Genomic DNA, 17,189 nt, shown 5'->3' on the forward strand with positions numbered 1-17,189 from the left:
ATGTCGAAGCCCGCAGGCCAGCCTCCTCGGCTGACTCGTCGCCGACGGTTGGCCCGCTGATCCTTCTTCTCCGGGATGGTGTGCTTGAATCTGGCGCCTTCGCAGGTAGCGACAGTTGCGGCGGGAGCCGTACGCCCTTGGCGCCACCAAGGCAGTCGGGGGTGTGCGCGGATGACCATGCCGGAGCCCTTGACCCCGATGCGTTGGAGGACCGACATCAGCTGTGGCATGCCGCCCCACTGGCCGGGTCCTCTCCGAGGTATGAGCCGTACGGTCGAGATCGGGAGGTGGCGGTCCTGCCCCGGTGAGCACTTTCGGGGGGCCATCGGTCCGGTCGGATACGAGCTGCTGGTTCGATCGTGAAGGCAGAGGCGCCGTAAAGCAGGTCAAGCGGCGGACGTAGTGATGGCGAACTCGACGCCGCTGTGGATGTCCAGAGCATCGCTTTGGCCGATGGCGCATCGGATTTTCCGCGGAAAATTCAGAGTCCCTCGACGAAGCCCACGGATCGGCCATCCCCTGCATCGTCCGTTGCTGGCATCGTCCATTGCCGTTGCCGTTGCCGTGGGCACGATGGATGTCCGTCGAGAACTCTGACCGGCCTCCGCGAAGAAGCTCGGAGAGAGCCAACCCGGACGGCATGGGTCAGTGGTACGGAAGCCCCTTTGAATGAGCCGGAACCCGAGTCCGAGCCGTGGCTGTGCAGCGCGTGAGCGTGCGCTTGCCAGTCGGCTGGTCCGGATGCTGATGCTGCTCCCCCATCGAAGCCCTCGCATTTTCTGCGGAAAATTCCTCGACTGAGCGGTAGACAGATCGGGCTCCGCGATCGCTGTGTCCCGGTTCCCAGCAATCGGCCCACCCTCGCGACACAGGAATTGCCGACGGCTTCGACTCCCCTGCGGCCTCCTACGGGGGAGCGCCTATCACGACAAGTGGGGGTCCTCTCCCCCACTGAGGCACGCTGTGAAAGTGATCAAGCCGATCGCCTGATACGTCACAACCCCTGGATGGCTTCGCCCAAGTCGGAACCGTAGGCGGCCCAACAGATGACCGAGCCGTCGAAGTCGAGCTCGCCCATGTACCAGTCGTCGTCCGCTCGTACGAGACACAGGCCGTGGAAGGCCAGGATGACGTCGGGCCGGAGTGAGACGTAGTCCGCGCGGCCGTGCTCCTCCACCACGACCAGTCGTTCGAGGGTGAGCAGGGCGGCTTCAGGATCCCCTGATGCGGAACACACTCGCTCGATCGTCCAGCCGTCCGGCAGTCCATCGTTCACCGCCACATGATCGCAGCGGGTGGCGTTTCGCAGCTACTCGTATGAGGCGGCGATCACCACGGTTGCCTCGTAGCGGACAGCCGACTCGTGGTACCCCGTCGCCACCGCACGCGGTGTTGCTTGAGCGCGGTAATCATCCTCGTCGGACCTGGGCGACGTCCGTCGCCGGCGCCGAGCTTCGTTCGGCTACAGATCCGGTAGGTCTCCTCCAGGATGGTGCGACGGATGCCGCGCCTACACAGGTAGGCGCGGTTCGCCCGGGAGCCACAGAGCCTGTCGACGCGGGCCGTGACAGGACGCGTACGCGGTCATCCGTCACCGAGGCGAAGACCAACAGCGGCTTTGCCCCTGCCCGACCGCCGACGAATTTTCTGCGGAAAATCGCCGGGCCGCGCCCCCTGGCCCCGGACGCAGTCGTGCTGTCCGGAGCTCACCGCGCGACGACTACCCATCTGCTTATGCCGGTCGCAGGAGCGCCCACCGCACCGGTTCTGGTAGGCGACGCCGATGGACACTGCCACGATGACGAACATTCATCGTGGGCCACACCCATCCAGTCCGAGGTAGACGCGCCGTTTCCTCCATGCTGGATCAGCCACCTCAACGGCTCCCCCACATAAAACTGAGCTCCCGTCACAACCGCAGGCCAATGATGCGGCTCCGCTGGCCCGCCCCCCAGGTCCGGCCGGGCAAGCCCACAGGGTCGTTCGTCAGCCGGCCGAGTGCCACTCCCTTCGGACTGCGGTGGACCACGCTGAGAAATTTTCCGCAGAAAATTCGGCGGACCTCGGGAGGGGTACTGGGGCGGCCCGGGGGACTGCTGGGCTCGCCCACAGGGTCGTTCGCCAGCCGGCCGAGTGCCGCTCTCTTCGGATCTCGGTGGACCAGGAAGCCAGGCTGCTGAACCGAGGCGCGAAATTTTCCGCAGAAAATTCGGGGGCCTCAAGGGAACACCGGGACGGCTCGGGGGATTGATCGGCTCCCCTAGATGACGTCACATGCCGTCCGGACCCACTCCAACGGCGTGCGTTCGCCATGCTGTGCCAGCGGCAGATCGCGCGAATCCATGAGCCCGATGCCAGCCAGCGCACACAGCTGCACTGCCGACCATCCCCCGGCGCGGCAAGAAGTGGCAGAAGCTGCTGCCCCATAGCTGTCCTGCGCGTGGAGAATTTTCTGCGGAAAATCGCTCAGCCGCGGTCCCTTGGCCGGGACACCATTGTGCCCGTGCCGAACACAGGAGCGCCCACCGCACTGGTTCTGGTAGGCGACGACGGCGGGCGCTGCCAGGATGACGACCATCCATCCTCAACCACGCCCGTCCAGGTCGGGACAGAATCCCGCTTCCTCCCCCCCGCCAAACCGACAGCTTCGACAGCTCCCCCACCCACCGCTGAGCCCCACCACAACCGCAAGCCGATGCTGGAGCCCTCAGCCGGAATGGACCGACGCGTTCTGCCCGAGCTCGCCCGCAGGATCGTTCGCCAGTCGGCTGAGTGACGATCCCTTCAGACCGCCATGGACCAGACAGCCGGAGTGCTGAACCACGCCGCGAAATTTTCCGCAGAAAATTCGATGGCCCTCAGAAAGCACACCGGGACGGCCCGCCGGTTGCTCAGCTGACATACCGCCTGCGCCGGTAGCAAGCGACGGCACAGCGCGGCCCGAACCGGGGGAGGATCGCGGGGGAGTCGCGGAGAACCCGGCTCACCGCGAGCCCCCGCCTCGCCCGCGACGTCGAGAACGACCGCCCCAGGCCGTGTCAGTCGACCTGATCCACTGCGGCCCAAGCACGACCGAAGGTCCGCCAGCGGGCCGCCGCTTCCGCAGCGCCCAGTCCGAAGGCGCAGAATTTTCTGCGGAAAATTCAGAGGGATAGCTGAGCCAGCGGGGGAGCGGCAGCCCGATCCAGATGACGCGTCGGCCCCACTCGCTCACTGCCTCCTGAATTTTCCGCAGAAAATTCAGGAGGCAGCAAATGGTCGATCAAAGTCGGCAGCTTCGGTTCGGTGGGCCGTCAGGTTCGACGAACCCTGTCGACGCGGCGTCGTATCCACTGCCACGATGTCCCGATGTCCTCCTCTCTTCTCGCGGAACCGTGGCTGCGAGGCGTCGCGGCCAACCGGGCTGCGCCGTCCGAGGTTCTGCTGCGTCTACTGGCCCCGCAGGGGCGCGTTGCCTGGACGGCCCTCTGCCAGGAACGCGCTCTTCCCCCCGAGGTCGTCGAGGCGGTGCTCGCACACCCTGAGCAGACGGTCCGCCGCGCCTTCGCCCGCAACCGGCACGCCGTTCCCGAACAGCGCGGCCGACTGGTCGACGACCCCGATGCCTTCGTCCGCGCAAGCCTTGCCGCAGGTCCGCGCCCACGTCTGAACAGGGCCGAGCCGCTGCCCGACGACGTCCTGGAAATCCTGCTGACCACCCGCGACGAACACCGCCGGGAGCAGTTGCTCAGCGCGGACGAGATCCGGCAGGAGCTGGCGTTCTCCGGGCAGATCCGTGCATCGTTCCGCCGTAGGATGCTCGACCACCCGAACCCCGTGCTTCGGGCCCAGGCCGCCAGCCTGTGGCTGTGGCTGACTCCCGGCCAGCGCGACGCGCTCCTGGCCGACCCGGATCCCACCGTCTCGGAGACCGCCCGTGACCGCCGCCGGATCCTGGACCCGGCGGCGATGGAAGCGGAGCTGCCGGAACGCGCCTGTCACTCCCGGAATCTTCTGCTCATCAGCTACGCCGTCTCCCACGCCGTGGCCGAGCAGTGCCTCGCCGAACGGCGCGACCTGTGGTCGCTTGCCCGCAACCCCCATACGCCCGGCGACATCGTCGCCCGCCTCGCCCACGACCCCGATCCGGACGTGCGCAAGCAGGTGGCCGCCAGAGCCGACCTGGACCCGCCGCTCCTGACGGAACTGGCCCAGGACCCGGACAGCGCCGTACGGGCCCGGGCCCTGCTGCACCCGTTGCCGCGGACCTGGCCGCAGCGCGCCGCCATCGACCGGGTCTTCGGGCACGCCGTCGAGGACATCGGCGCTGTCGGCGAGATGTTCGTCGAGCCGGGGACGAGCTGGTACGAGGCGTGCGCCGCGTCTGCGGATCCTCGGCTGCGCCGAGTCGCCGCGACCTGCCCCCTGCTGTCGGCGGAGCTGGTGCACCGTCTGGCCGAGGACCCCGACGCGGACGTGCGCCACCTGCTGTCCTTCAACCACCCGCTGGCACCGCCCGCACTCGTTCTCGACGCCTTCATCGCCGCACCGCGCCAGCGGCCCTATCTGCTCACGCTGCCCCGCCTGCCCCGCACCGGCCTGGACCACCTGCTCGACCACGACGACCCGGACGTCCGCGCCCTGGCCGCCTCCGACGCCGGCCTGGACCAGCTGCCCGTCCATCTGCTCGCCGACCCCGAACCCCGCGTCCGTCAAGCCGCGGCAGCCAATCCGCGCCTTCCTCTCGACCTGCTCTCGGCTCTGCTGAACGATCCGGAGCACGCGGAAGGAGCCGCAGCCAACCCGAACCTGGCAGCTGACCGCCTCCACGAGTTGCTCGACCTCTGCGGACTGCCCGGAGCCGCAACCCGGTGAGGCCCCGACGGCCGCGAGGTTTCAGCGGCCGCTCCCGATGCCCAGGAGACGGAGCAACAGCATCGCGGCAGCGTCCGAACTACGTGCCGTCGCCTTGACGAACGTGTGGTCGTCGAACGAACTGGCGTGCCCGTGGCCAAGTCCGTAGCCGGAGGCGACGGCCCGGGAGCGCCCGGTTAGGCTGAAGCGGCACGTCAACGGCCGTGGGAGGCCGGGGACGGTCCTGAACGAGGGGGAGCATGAGCGAGCTCGACGACCTGCGGATGCGCCTGGCGGCACTGGAGACGGAGGTCGACCGGCTTCGGAAGGAGTCCGCCGCGTCGCGCACGGGGGCGGCGATGGCCGGCCGGGGCGGTGCGAAGGCAGCGAGAGCCGCGAAGGCGCGTACGTCGCCGCGCGGCCGCGCCCAGGGGGAGGACGAGACCGGCACGGGGGAGAGGCCGGGGGAGAGGGAGGCCGAGCCCGGTCAGGCGATGACCTGCCTCGCCGAGGCACTCGGTGTCCTGGGCGCCGGACGGGTCCGCCAGGTCGAAGTCCCGCAGACCCAAGTCCTCCGGGCCCGAGTCCTCCAGAGCGAAACCCTACGGATCCAAACGCTGCAAGCCGAAAAGCCCCGGGCCGAAGACCCGCAGACCGAGGTTCCGCAGGCCCTCACCCCAGCCCTGGAACACCCGGACCGCACGCCCCCGCAGCACGGCCGGTTCCTGGACAGCCTCCTGGCGGGGCAGTCGGCCCTCTTCGAGGAGAAGCGCCGCCCGGACGCCGAGCCGTAACCGCCGGACGAAAAGCAGCCGTCTGAGCAGAACGGCGTGGGTGCGAGTGCACCCACGCCGATACGGTCACGCCTTCGGAAGCGTTATCCCCAGTTCGAGCATCGCCGGCGAGGCCGGGCCGCCCTCGGAGCGCTCGGTCTTGTACCCCTTGACGCCGGGGGCGACGGTGCGCGGGTCGACGGCCTCGGAGGGGGCGCCGGTGGAGTAGAGGCCCTCGGGGTCCTGGTCGCGGTCGTGCGGCAGGAGCCAGAAGACGCGGCGGCGGAAGGTGCCGGAGGCCCGGGAGGACCTGGCGTCGGGACCGAGGATGGCATAGCCGACCATGCGGCCGTCGCGGTGGTAGGCGGGGCGGCCGCGGCGGGTGGTGAGGCGGTCCAGGGACTGGCGCACGTAGTCGAGGTCGGTGGTGTCCTCAAGCCAGACGAGATCGGTTTCGTGGGCGAGCTCGGCCGGGTCGATCAGCGCGCTCACGCGTTCTGCTCCTCTGTGTCGTCGGTGATCAGGCCGATGCCCGGGTAGTACTTGCGACTGTTGGACAGGACCATCTCCTTGGGGGAGGTCATACCCAGTGTCTCGCGAACTCGTGCAGCGAACGCACGACCGGATACGGGATTGGCGCCTTCGAATCCGCACCAGCGGGTGTACGCGCCGAAGAGCTGGGACTGTTCGGCGCGCATGCCCTCGCCTGTGATGCAGGCCTCCTTGAGGAAGCGGCCCACGTGATCCTCGGTCTCGGCGTAGGCGGTGGTGGCGACCTGGACGCGCTGGGGGCCGGCGAGGTCCTTCTCGCCGGCGAAGTAGCGGCGGGCGCCGTCGATGAGCCAGGCGAGGATGCCGGGGCCCTCCTCGGCGACGAGGACGTGGGCCAGGTTGTCGATCTTACGTTCCTCGGGGACGACCCGTTCGAACGGGATCAGGCGCATGCGGCGCCAGAAGGCGAAGCCGCCGGTGCCGACCTCGGGGCGGTGGTTGCCGAGCAGCCAGAGCTTGTGGGTCGGTTCGAAGGAGAAGAAGTCCTGGCGCATCCGGCGGGCCTTGATCTTGTCGCCGCCGGTGAGGAGCTTCACCCGGGCCTCGTCGAAGCGGTCGCCGGGCTTGAGCTCGGAGCAGACGATGATGCGTCGGCCGTGGAGTTCGGCGAGGTCGGTGGGGTGCCCATCGAAGGTCTTGGCCATCAGGAAGCCGGGCGGGGCGGCGTCCGCGTAGTCGCCGAGGAGCTGGATCATGACGTCCAGCAGGACGCTCTTGCCGTTCTTGCCCTGGCCGTAGAGGAACGGCATGACCTGGGCGCCGACATCGCCGCTGATCGAGTAGCCGAGCAGCAGGTGGAGGAAGTCGCGGGTCTGCCGGCCTTCCTTGTCGTCGCCGAAGGTGTCGGTGAGGAAGCGGTCCCAGCGCGGGGTCCGCATCCGGGCGGGGGCCAGGGTGGTGGAGCGGGAGTGGTGGTGGACCTTCGGGTCGGGCGGGACGATGGCGCCGGTGCGCAGGTCGACCACGCCGCCGGGGGTGCACAGGGCGTAGGCGTCGGCGTCCAGGAGAGCGGCGTTGAGGACCATGCCCGGAGCGGACTTCGCCTGGGCGAGCATGGCGTTCATGCCCGAGGTGGAGAGGGCCCGGCGGCGGTGCCGACGCAGATCGGTGTTGGTGTAGACGCCGCGGGAGTCGTGGGTGGCGATGCTCTCGGCCATCTCGCCGGCGGCCCACAGGACGGTGTCGTCCTCGTCGAGCTGCCAGCGGTGCGCCGCCCAGCGATACCAGCCGAGGCCGGGGACGTGGCGGTAGTCGCCTCCGTAGAGGTGGACGAAGAGCTTGGCGTTGCCCCGGTCGGACAGCGAGTCGGGCAGGAGACCGTGCGCGCTCGCCTCCGGCCCCGCCGGGGCCTGCTTGCTCTCCTGAACAGGCTCGGGGGCCGGCGCAGGTTCGGCGGACGGGGTGTCGAGAAGGCTCTCCTGGACGGGGGTGCCGTGCCAGGGGGGCGGGGAGGCTGGGCCGGGGACCGGCGGGTACTCCAGGATCTGCTGGGCCGTGGCCACGGGATCGAAGACCGTCCTCTTGCGGGTGCTGTCGTTCATCCGCGTGCCTTCCCGACGTGCAGGGGCTGTCGGGCGCCGGCGGCGAGGCCGGAGCGGATGACGGCGGAGCTTTGCCTGTCCTGGCTGGGGCGGGCGGTGCGGGCCGCGTCCAGCAGGAGCCGCTCGGCGGCGGTGTGGGTCAGGTGACCGGCGGAGACCAGGCCTCCCATCGTGTAGGCGGCGCGGTTGAGTTTGCCGGTGAAACCGGCCCCCTCGGGGGTGGTGGCGCAGTCGGTGACGTCCTGGAGGACGGTGTCGAGGACTCGCTCGGCCCCGCGCTTGCCGCCGCCTGCCGCGACGACGGCCGCGCGGCCGCGGTCGGGGACGGACGGCTGGGAGGGGCGCGGGGTACTGGGCTGGTCCTTGAGGTGGCCGGTGCGGACGAGTTCGTCGCTGAGCCACTGGGGCAGGGGCGCGGGGGTCCTTGCCCCGGGGAGCGCGGTGTAGGTACCGGCGGTGGTCACGGTGCCGGGGGCGACGATGTATCCGCCGTGGGCGCGCACGTCGACCTGCCAGGCCAGGGCCCGGCCGTTGGAGGAGCCGGTGGAGCAGGCGAACCTGCGGGGGGAGTCCTCCTGGTACCAGATGTGCAGCCCACCGGAGGGGGTGCGCACGCGCAGGGTCTCCGTGTCCGTCGCAGGGTCAGGAGCCTGGCGCAGGGCCGCGAGCAGAGCGAGGGTGTGGTAGCCGTTCTCGAGGCCGTCGAGGTTGACGTTCTCGTGGATCGGAATCCCGGGCAGGATCCGGTCCCGGGCGGGGACGGTGCTGGGGTGGCTGTCGACGTCGATGACGACGAGACCCGCCGGGCCACAGGCGACCCCGGTACCGAAGTCCGGGTTGACGCGCCACCAAGCGGTGAGGACGTCCTGGTCGAGAGTGGCCGCGTGGAAGCCGTGGCACCAGCGACCGGCCGCAGGGCACGGGCAGTCGGCGGGACTGTGAGCCGGCTCCTGGCAGGGTTGGCAGTTGGCAGGCGGGGTCTTGCGACCTGGTGCGAGCGGGTGGACGGGCCAACCCTGGACGGCGCACCAGCGCGCGACGGCCAGCGCATCCGGCTGGCGAAACGCTCGGTCGCTCCCCACGGCCTTAGGCGCCGTCACGCTGGTCCCTCTCCCCATGGTTGGTAGCTGCTCGGACTTGAGTCGCTCGTTCAGTCGCTGAGGGCAAATAGCCAGGTCAGGGCACTGGTGGGCGCCGGATCAGCGACTGAAGCGACCGAAGTCCAGAAGATAGCTCACACAGACTATCCGAGCGAGGACGTGGGGACGCGAACTGCCGGAGTCTGCGGCGAAACTCAGCTACCGAAACCCAAGTCAGCGACCGACCCCGTTCAGTCGCTGGTTTCGGTCTCCCAGCATTTTCGCAGGTCAAAGCCGCTTTTAACAGCAAACAGCGACTGAAGCGACTGTAGCCCGGGTCTATAACGCGCACACGCACAGGGGAATGTCGTCATATACCTGACCTTGAGTCGCTTCGGTCGCTGACGGGGTGGGTGAACCTGTCCTGACCTGGGGTTTTTCCCAGCGACTGAACCCCAGCGACTGAAAGCGACTGAGTCTCTCGGGCACTGTTCCCCGGCGTGTCGCCGGACCAGGTTCTCGTGGAAGTCCCCAACTTGGGTCGCTTGGGTCGCTTCAGTAGCTCCGCCGCAGGGCCGGGAGAGTCGCTTCGATGCTGTGACCTGGGACTATGTCCGCAGGAGCGATCAGTGCCTGAACACTTCCAGCACTGAGTCGCTGAGTCGCTGAGTCGCTCGGGTCGCCCCTGCCCTCCGAGGACAGTGCCGTTGCCCTGCTGTCCCGGTACGCACGGCCTGTTTGTGGCACCGAATCCGGTTCGGTCGCTGGGGGCCTGAGCCGGCGGAGGGCCCGCAGCCCCAGGACATGACCCGGCAGGGCAGCTACTGAAGCGACCCAAGCGACCGAGTTCCCGACTTGGTGGAGAAAGCAACGGGTCCGAGGTTCCGCCGACCGACGGCCGAGTTCGTTGCTGAGGTCGTGCTGGAGTCCGCCGGGGCGGTCCGTGTTGCCCGACACGCCGTCCTCAGACTTGTAGCGGGGTGTACGCCGAACTACGATTCGCCGGTATGAAGCAGCTGAACGTGCGACTGGACGACGCCGTGCACGAGGCGCTGGAGCAGCGGGCGGAGGCCGCCGGGCTGAGCCTGACGGACTATGCGCGCAAGGTGCTGGCCGAGGAGGCGGACGAGCGGCGCGAACGGTTCCTGACAGCTGCGGCGCACTTCGCGCCGACGTGGGCGCCGGCGTTCGAGGCCGAGTTCGGGCCCTACCCGCAGAGCACCCGTGGCGCCGCGGCGGACGCCGCGTGATCCTCCAGATAGACCGGGCGTGGCTGCTTGACATCGCCCACCAGCTCCTGCCCGCCGATCCGGACGTCACCGACTACGGCACCCTCGCCGCCGCGGTCGCCCGCCACCTGGACGAGGTCATGGACGTGCCGGTGTACGGCGAGGTGCACCAGCGGGCCGCGGCCCTCATGCACCAGCTGATCCGTGTCCCGGCCCTGGAGTTCGCCAACGAGCACTTCGCCGCTGTCGTGGCCGCCTCCTACCTCAGCGCCTCCGGGATCATCGTCACCGCGGAGCCCAAGCAGGCCGCTGACCTGGCCGCCCGCATCCGCGCCGGGGACGCGGACGTCCGCGAGACGGCGGCCGCCGTCCGCACCTGGTACCGCTGACCCCGGTCGACGACCGTCAGCCGGCATCTGGAAGGCGCCGGGCTCCCGGCACGGTCCTGCGGTCCCGCGTTTCCGGAGCATGACGGTCGGGCAGCCGGGGGAGCCCCGCGGCGCTGTCCGGTGACGAGTGGCGGTCACCGAGCGCACGGCCCCAGCAGTTACCGAAGGCACCGGACAGCGACTGTCAGACCGGCATGCAATCGTGTGTGGACGGGTGGCGCTCGCGGAGAGCCGCGCTGACGACGAACGAACGGGGGCCGCGATGACGGGCTGGGACGGTGTGACCTGGAACAGCTGGCGGGACCACGACGGCATCCGTGCGCGGCTCGACGCAGGAGCCGACCCGGACGTGTGGGGCGGGGGTCTCCGCCCCCTGCACCAGGCCGCGGGGTTCGGCTCGTCCGAGGTGGTGGCCGAACTGACGCGCCGGGTGTCGGACGTGGACGCGCTGGAGAACGGGACGACGGCCCTGTGGGAGGCCGTCATGGAGAACCGGCCGGACAACGCCCGGGTCCTCGTGGCCGCAGGCGCCGACCCGTGGCGGCCCCAGCTCGGCGGCTGGTCGCCCGGCCGCATCGCTCTGGCTGGGCCGGTCCCCGATCTGTTCCCCGTGCCGGACGGACAAGCCGGCCTGACGGCGACCGAGCAGGCCACCGTCCAGCGCGGGCGGCAACTCGTCCAGGCCCTGGGCCGTTTCCCCTACGAGGGCACCGGCCTCGCCTGCATCGCCGCCATCGACGCCGCCGAAGCGGTCCGTCGGCTGGACGCGACTCCGTTGGACGAGGAGTTCATGGAGGACTTCCTCGAGGACCCGAACGAGTACGACATGGACGAGAGCCTGCTCATCGCCGGTGTCACGACCGTGCCCGGTGGATGCGTCGTCACCCAGCCCTGGGGCTACACGCCGTCCACCCCGGGAGCGATGGCGCGGCTGACCGCCGGCACGGTCGGCTACGGCCTGTACGCCAACCCCAAGAGCGGCAACCAGGGCCGCATCGTCCGCGACGGCACCGTCGAAGCCTGGGACCTCCACCCCGGTGGCGCCCCCCTCCCGAACCACACCCCGGATGAGGTCCTGACCGGTTACCTCTACCACCACCACGCCGTCGCCCAGGCCTGCGCCTTCGCGGGCCTGCGCCCCGCCGACGCCCGCGCCGTCACCGGCCCCGCCGACAGTTGGATACGGCTGCCCGACGTCGACTACTGGGAGCGGTGAGGGCACTGACCCGTCCGTAGGCCCGGGCTGGGCTGGGCGGGTGGCGTCCGAGGGCCCACCGGTGTGGTGACAGGCCGTGGCGGTAGGCGGTGGCGGGAGGCTGGTGCCCCGTTGGCGGACGAGGAGAGCCTGTGAGTGGGCGAAGCCCTGGAGGTGACGACGACGCGTTGGCTGCCGGTGTCTGGGCGGCCCTGCTGGTGGGCGCGGGTTCGTGGGCTTGGGCGCGGTTCCGGGCGCGGAGCACGGCGTTGGGGGTCGGCTGAGCCGGGTTCCGGGCTCAGGCGCCGGGGGTGAGGAGGGCCAGTAGCTGGTTCGCCACCGCGTCCGCGTCCGGCCCGGCCGCGTAGACGTAGTTGTCGGGGCGCACGGCGGCAGCGGCGGCGCCGAGGTCGGACAGCCAGCGACGGTGGGTGCCGTCCGGGTCGGCGACGACGGCTCCGGCGGCAGCGCCTGTGGGGGTGGGGCCGAAGCCGACGACAGTGACGCCCAGGTCGCTGAGCCGGGCCCGGTTCAGCCGGGGGAGGGCCTGTTCGGCGACCAGCAGCCGGAAGCCTCCGCCGACGATGTCGTCGAGCAGGCCCGTCCGTCGGCCGTCGCTCACCCGGCCCTGGACGGACAGTCGGCCTCCGCCGGAGGCGAACAGGCCGGGGCCGAGGTCGGGCAGCCGGATCCGGTCCGGCTCGCGGAGCGCGCGCCGGTGGGCCGTCAGCGTGCGGTCGCGCTCGCGGGCGAGCACCGGGTCCCGCAGGGTGTGCTGGCGGCCGAGTTCCATGCTCGTGGCCGTCACGCCGCGTACATGCGGCTCCCGCTCGCTCTGGTAGGTGTCGAGCACCTCGGCGCCCCGGATGCCGCGCAGCACGAGATCCATCTTGAAGGCGATGTTGAGTGCGTCCCGTATCCCCGAGCAGAGCCCTTGCCCCAGAAAGGGCGGCATCTGGTGTGCGGCGTCTCCCGCGAGCAGGACCCGGCCGTCCCGCCAGCGCCTCGCGACCAGCGACTGGAAGGTGTAGGTGGCAGTACGGGCGATGTCGGCGTCGTCGCGGGACAGGTAGCGGCCCACGCGGGACCACACGCCGTCCGCCGCACGCTCCCGCCCGAAGTCGTCGTCATCGTCGAGCAGGAAGCAGAACCGCTGGCGTTCGGCACCGGTGGTGATGACGGTGGTCGGTCCCTCGGGATCGCCGATCTGCAGCATCGACGGCAGCCCCAGGTCGGCCGCGGGGCGCCGGAGGGTGAAGTCGCAGACCAGCCAGGGTTCGGAGAAGCCGAGGTCGTCCTGCTCGACGCCGAGGGTGTTCCGCACGAAGCTGTTCCCGCCGTCGCAGCCGATCACGTAGCGCGCCGCGAGGGTCGCACCGTCCGACGTGTTCAGGGTGACCTGGTCACGGTCCTGGGACAGGCCGGTGACCGTCGTGCCGAAACGGAGGTCGACGTTCGGCAGCGAGGTGCACAACGAGTGCAGCGCCGTCTCCAGGTCGGGCTGGTGGAACTGGTAGAGGTCGGCCCAACCGCTGGCGCCGACGTTGCGGAACACCTGTCGGATGAGGAGGTCACCCGCTCCGTTGCGCCACTCGTACGCGTCCTGTGTGCGCAGGGTGGGCGCCAGTTCGTCGACGAGTCCGAGCCCTTGGAGCGCGCGCATGATCTCGCCGTCGAAGCTGGCGGCCCGCGGGAGGCCGTACAGGCCGGGGTAGCGTTCGAGCACCACGACCGAGTGCCCGGCCTTGCCCAGCAGGGCCGCGAGCGTCATGCCGACCGGCCCGCAGCCGACTACGGCGATTTCGGCGGCTTCGGCGGCTTCGGTGAATGCGGTGACTTCGGCGGCTTCGGTGAATGCGGTGACTTCGGTAGGGGACGGCGTCCGGTTCTCAGGGTGCCTGTCGTTCGGCATGTCCGCAGCTCCTCGGGGGTGGGACGGAGGGTGTGGTGGCCACGACGTCAGTCTCGAACGCTCCTGACACGATGTCTAATGCATGCTTTGCACAGGGAGTTTGCGTCAGACGCAAACGAAGGGGGCGTCCGTGGCCGACCAGTTGGACCTCAACCTCTTGCGCGTGTTCGACGCGTTGATGGACACCGGCAGCGTGTCCGCGGCCGCGATGCGTCTTCATCTGTCCATTCCGGCCACCAGCAGGGCCCTGGGCCGGCTGCGACGGGCGATGAACGACCAGATCCTGGTGCGCGCCGGCCGGGGCCTCGTACCCACCCCGTTCGCCCAGCGGTCGGCCGCCAGGGTCAAGGCGCTGCTGGAGGCCGCGGCCGAACTCCGGGTGGATGCAGCGGGAAGCGACCCGCGATCGTGGCGGCGCACCTTCGCCATCCGGGTCAACGACGGACTCAGCCCCGTCCTCGCGCCCCGCCTCACCCATCGGATCGCCGCCGAGGCACCCGAGGTCCGCCTGCGGTTCGTCGCCCAGGACTCCAAGGAACCTGATCGGCTACGCGACGGCTCGCTCGACCTCGACATCGGCGTCGCCGACCCGCCCCCTCCGGACGTGCGCGCGCGAACGCTGTTCTCCGACCACTTCGTCGCCGTGGTGGCGGCACACTCCGATCTGGGAAAGGCCGCACGGCTGACGGTGGACGACCTGTGCGCCCACCCGCACATCTCCGCCTCCCGCCGGGGCCTCGCGCACGGGCCGCTGGACGAGGCCTTGCACCGCCTGGGCCGCTCCCGCCGCGTCGTCGCGGTGGTGCCCTCCTTCGCCGTGGCAGCCTTGATGGCGCTGGAGGGAGACGTCATCTGCCTCGGCCCCCGGGTGGTGGTGGAGCACCTCGTCGAGCGACAGGTGCCCCTCCGGTGGCACAAGGTGCCACTGGAAATGCCGGCGGCTGACATCGAACTGCGCTGGCACCGCCGACTCGACGACGATCCCGCGTCCCGGTGGCTCCGCCGCCACGTGCTGGAAGCCGTCGGACCGCTCGCCGCCACGCTGCGCTGAACCGGACGTGAGAACCGCCGGGACCCCCCGTCAACGCACCCGTCAACGCACCCGTCAACGCCCGTTCTGTGATCGCCGCCGCGGGTGCGATCCCCGCGATGCCGTCAGGAGAAGTCCAGTACCAGCCGGCCGCGCAGGCCGCCGGCCTCCAGCAGACGGTGGGCCTGGGCCGCCTTCTCGGCCGGCAGCACGTCGGCGACGTGCAGGGTCAGGGTGCCGTCCTCGACCTGGCGGCGCAGCGTGTTCAGCCGCTCGGTGTCGGTGATGCCGTCCGTCACCATCACCGGGCGTACGCGGATGCCGCGTTCGGCGGGGCCGGACCAGCCCCGCAGTTCGGCCAGCGTTCCGCCGTCGGCGATGGCGGGCACCGTCTCGGTGGTCTGTATCGAGCCGTCCACCAGACCGGGAACTCCCTCGGGTACCAGTGCGCGGATGCGGGCGGCGACCTCGGGTCCGCGTTCGACGACGTGGTCGGCGCCGAACCCGCGCACCCGATCGGTGTCGTGCGGGGCGGCGTCCGCGATGACGGTCAGCCCGTCGGCCTTGGCCAGTTCGACCGCGTATCCGCCGACGGCACCGGCCGCGCCGGTCACGGCGACGGTTCCGTCCGGCGGTACGGCCAGCGCGTCCAGGGCGAGGCGCGCGGTCATGGCGTTCATGAGCAGGGTGGACGCGGCAGCGAGGTCCACCCCCTCGGGGGCCGGCACCACCGAGGCGGCGGGTACGACAATCTGCTCGGCGTAGGCTCCGCCGTGCGCGCCGGTGAACAGCACGATGGCGACCACCCGTTGGCCCACGGCAAGCCGTTCGTCGGCCCCGGGGCCGAGCTGGTCGATCACGCCTGCGGCGTCCATGCCGGGCACGAACGGGGGCCGGCGCCCGGGCATGCGCGAGGCGTGACCGCCGCTCCGCAGCATGATGTCGGTCGGGTTCACGGCCGCCGCGTGCACCCGGATACGGACCTCGCCGGGGCCCGCCTGAGGTTCGGGCAACCGCAGGACGCGCAGCACGTCCGGACCGCCGAAGTCGTAGACACCAATGGCCTTCATACCCCGTGCAATGCGTCTGTTCAGCGCCGTATTCCCGCTCAACGAGGCCGGAGCGCAGCGCACTTCGCGTCGCCGCCCGGAGACCGGCGCATCGTCCCGGCCATCAACGAACGGCGGTGACCAGCTACTGCGGGGCAGCCGGCCGTTGCGCGGGGGAGCCGCAGGAGGACATCGCCGCGCGGTCGGCCGCACTGCGGAGAACACAGAATTCATTGCCCTCAGGGTCCGCGAGGACGGCCCAGCCGGCACCATCGGGTTCCCGGCGGTCGTCGACGAGGGTGGCCCCGAGGTTCAGCAGCCGCTCGACCTCCGCCTCGCGGGTGGTCTCCGGACGCAGGCACAGGTGGACCCTGTTCTTGATCGTCTTCGGTTCCGGCACCTGGTGGAAGTACAGCAGCTGGCCCTCCGGCAGCATCACCGCAGTCTCCGGATCACCCGGGCCGTCCTCCGGGTGCAGCGGACGACCGAGCACCTCACTCCAGAACCGAGCCAGCCCGTAGGCATCCGCACAGTCGATCGCCACGTTCTGCAACACCGAGACCATGCGCGCGAGCCTGCCCGAAGCACCGCTCGGTCCGCTACCGAATTGCGGCCGGGCAGCAGACAGCGCCGGCACTTTCGCCACGGGCCCCGGCTCGACCTACCCCGGCTCGGTTCACCCCGGCGGGGCCTCCACCGGGAAGTGGATCGGACTCAGCAGGTGCTGCGCCCGCTCGGGGCTCGGCCGGTTGGCCAGTCTGGGCACGATGGCCGTGCGCAGCTCGCCGATCAGCTCGGTCAGTTCCTCCGGGCTGAGCCAGAGTGCGTGCTGCCGGTAGCCCACCTGGTCGGCCATCGGGTCGGCCTGCTCGCGGTCGAGGTAGGCGTTGAACTCGGCCAGCAGGGCGGTCATCGCGGTGGCGAAGGCCTGCCGGTGATCTTCAGGGGTGAGCGAGCGGACCATCTCGGAGCCGACCACGGCTCGGTCCTGGCGCAGCCGGTAGTGCCGTTCTACCGCGCCTCTCACCCGCCGTTCCTCGGCGACCTCCAGGATTCCGCCGGCGACGAGTAGGTCGATGTGCCGGTAGACGGTGGCCTTGGAGGCCTCGGGGATGCGGTGGCGGCGCTGGCCCGGCAGGCCGCGCTGGTGGCCGGCCCCGAACTCATGCCCGACACACCGTCGGAGCTGCTGCCGTTCGGACTCTCCGCCGCCTACTGGCTCGACCTGCGCGCGTACGACCCGGTGGCCACGGCGACCGCGCTCGCGCGCCCGATGCTGATCCTCCAGGGCGGCCGGGACTACCAGGTCACCGTCGCCGACGACCTGACACGCTGGCAGGCCGCCCTGCGCTTCCGGACCCGTACGTTCGACCGGTCCGGGTGCTCGACGGTCTTCCGCGCCCCCCGAACGTACCGGGTCCGGAGGCGCCGTGCCCTCGCTGGCCGTTGAGGGGGACCGTCGGGTCCGACTGTCGTGTCCGTAGAACAGGAAGCGCCAAGTCCGCTCGTGTGCTTGGGTGTTGGGAACTCCGAGGCGTCGCCGACCGTTACAAGGCGGTGACGATCCGCTCACAACCGAAGCGTGGAGCGCGGCGTCCCTACAGATG

The 17,189-nt window shown here is 70.4% G+C and carries 16 protein-coding genes; 7 read left to right on the forward strand and 9 right to left on the reverse strand.

Features of this window, described 5'->3' with window-relative positions; genetic code table 11:
- Positions 1-994: 994 nt before the first annotated feature.
- Positions 995-1,276, reverse strand: coding sequence for a hypothetical protein (locus tag ACIOGZ_RS11345; RefSeq protein WP_363584271.1), 282 nt, complete (start codon positions 1,274-1,276; stop codon positions 995-997).
- Positions 1,277-2,260: 984 nt separating this feature from the next.
- Positions 2,261-2,578 carry a hypothetical protein gene (locus ACIOGZ_RS11350; protein ID WP_400806719.1) on the reverse strand — a complete coding sequence of 106 codons (318 nt, stop codon included), beginning with the start codon at positions 2,576-2,578 and terminating at the stop codon, positions 2,261-2,263.
- A gap of 770 nt (positions 2,579-3,348) precedes the next feature.
- Here ACIOGZ_RS11350 and ACIOGZ_RS11355 point away from each other — a divergent pair.
- Positions 3,349-4,854, forward strand: coding sequence for a hypothetical protein (locus tag ACIOGZ_RS11355; protein WP_363584267.1), 1,506 nt, complete (start codon positions 3,349-3,351; stop codon positions 4,852-4,854).
- A 239-nt stretch (positions 4,855-5,093) separates the two neighbouring features.
- Complete coding sequence (locus ACIOGZ_RS11360) at positions 5,094-5,627, forward strand: hypothetical protein (protein ID WP_363584265.1); 534 nt, start codon at positions 5,094-5,096, stop codon at positions 5,625-5,627.
- Positions 5,628-5,693: 66 nt separating this feature from the next.
- Here ACIOGZ_RS11360 and ACIOGZ_RS11365 read toward each other — a convergent pair whose 3' ends face one another.
- The 3 genes from ACIOGZ_RS11365 to ACIOGZ_RS11375 are packed head-to-tail and all read right to left on the reverse strand — an operon-like array spanning position 5,694 to position 8,781.
- On the reverse strand, positions 5,694-6,098 hold the full coding sequence (locus tag ACIOGZ_RS11365; RefSeq protein ID WP_063352543.1) for a DUF6009 family protein: 405 nt from the start codon (positions 6,096-6,098) through the stop codon (positions 5,694-5,696).
- Positions 6,095-7,699: a phage/plasmid primase, P4 family gene (locus tag ACIOGZ_RS11370; protein WP_363584263.1), complete on the reverse strand. Its 1,605-nt coding sequence runs from the start codon at positions 7,697-7,699 to the stop codon at positions 6,095-6,097. The genes ACIOGZ_RS11365 and ACIOGZ_RS11370 overlap by 4 nt, the downstream gene beginning before the upstream one ends.
- Complete coding sequence (locus ACIOGZ_RS11375; protein ID WP_363584261.1) at positions 7,696-8,781, reverse strand: bifunctional DNA primase/polymerase; 1,086 nt, start codon at positions 8,779-8,781, stop codon at positions 7,696-7,698. Before ACIOGZ_RS11375 ends, ACIOGZ_RS11370 begins: the two co-directional genes overlap by 4 nt.
- Positions 8,782-9,785: 1,004 nt before the next feature.
- On the opposite strand from ACIOGZ_RS11375, the gene ACIOGZ_RS11380 reads away from it, so the two are divergent.
- The 3 genes from ACIOGZ_RS11380 to ACIOGZ_RS11390 all read left to right on the forward strand — a co-directional run bounded on the left by ACIOGZ_RS11380 (position 9,786) and on the right by ACIOGZ_RS11390 (position 11,612).
- Entirely contained in the window at positions 9,786-10,028 is a 243-nt protein-coding gene (locus ACIOGZ_RS11380; protein ID WP_063352545.1) for a plasmid mobilization protein, read from the forward strand.
- Positions 10,025-10,396: a fic family toxin-antitoxin system, toxin component gene (locus tag ACIOGZ_RS11385; RefSeq protein WP_400985677.1), complete on the forward strand. Its 372-nt coding sequence runs from the start codon at positions 10,025-10,027 to the stop codon at positions 10,394-10,396. Before ACIOGZ_RS11380 ends, ACIOGZ_RS11385 begins: the two co-directional genes overlap by 4 nt.
- Positions 10,397-10,658: 262 nt before the next feature.
- On the forward strand, positions 10,659-11,612 hold the full coding sequence (locus ACIOGZ_RS11390) for an ankyrin repeat domain-containing protein (RefSeq protein ID WP_400985679.1): 954 nt from the start codon (positions 10,659-10,661) through the stop codon (positions 11,610-11,612).
- 277 nt (positions 11,613-11,889) lie between these two features.
- Here the strand turns inward: ACIOGZ_RS11390 and ACIOGZ_RS11395 are convergent, their stop codons facing one another.
- Positions 11,890-13,503, reverse strand: coding sequence for a bifunctional 3-(3-hydroxy-phenyl)propionate/3-hydroxycinnamic acid hydroxylase (locus ACIOGZ_RS11395; RefSeq protein WP_400985680.1), 1,614 nt, complete (start codon positions 13,501-13,503; stop codon positions 11,890-11,892).
- Positions 13,504-13,633: 130 nt separating this feature from the next.
- Between ACIOGZ_RS11395 and ACIOGZ_RS11400 the strand changes: the two genes are divergently transcribed.
- The gene (locus ACIOGZ_RS11400) at positions 13,634-14,554 is read left to right on the forward strand and encodes a LysR family transcriptional regulator (RefSeq protein WP_363584251.1); all 921 of its coding nucleotides are present in this window, start codon (positions 13,634-13,636) and stop codon (positions 14,552-14,554) included.
- 104 nt (positions 14,555-14,658) lie between these two features.
- On the opposite strand, the gene ACIOGZ_RS11405 is transcribed toward ACIOGZ_RS11400, so the two are convergent.
- The 3 genes from ACIOGZ_RS11405 to ACIOGZ_RS11415 form a co-directional block, all read right to left on the reverse strand.
- Positions 14,659-15,603, reverse strand: coding sequence for an NADP-dependent oxidoreductase (locus ACIOGZ_RS11405; RefSeq protein WP_400806700.1), 945 nt, complete (start codon positions 15,601-15,603; stop codon positions 14,659-14,661).
- Between the two features lie 124 nt (positions 15,604-15,727).
- Positions 15,728-16,147, reverse strand: coding sequence for a VOC family protein (locus ACIOGZ_RS11410; RefSeq protein ID WP_363584449.1), 420 nt, complete (start codon positions 16,145-16,147; stop codon positions 15,728-15,730).
- Between the two features lie 111 nt (positions 16,148-16,258).
- Complete coding sequence (locus ACIOGZ_RS11415; protein WP_363584247.1) at positions 16,259-16,609, reverse strand: hypothetical protein; 351 nt, start codon at positions 16,607-16,609, stop codon at positions 16,259-16,261.
- Between the two features lie 51 nt (positions 16,610-16,660).
- Here ACIOGZ_RS11415 and ACIOGZ_RS11420 point away from each other — a divergent pair, with 51 nt between their 5' ends.
- Complete coding sequence (locus ACIOGZ_RS11420; RefSeq protein ID WP_400985682.1) at positions 16,661-17,032, forward strand: hypothetical protein; 372 nt, start codon at positions 16,661-16,663, stop codon at positions 17,030-17,032.
- Positions 17,033-17,189 lie beyond the last annotated feature (157 nt).

It is taken from the genome of Kitasatospora sp. NPDC088160, assembly GCF_044741445.1.
Classification (GTDB): domain Bacteria; phylum Actinomycetota; class Actinomycetes; order Streptomycetales; family Streptomycetaceae; genus Kitasatospora.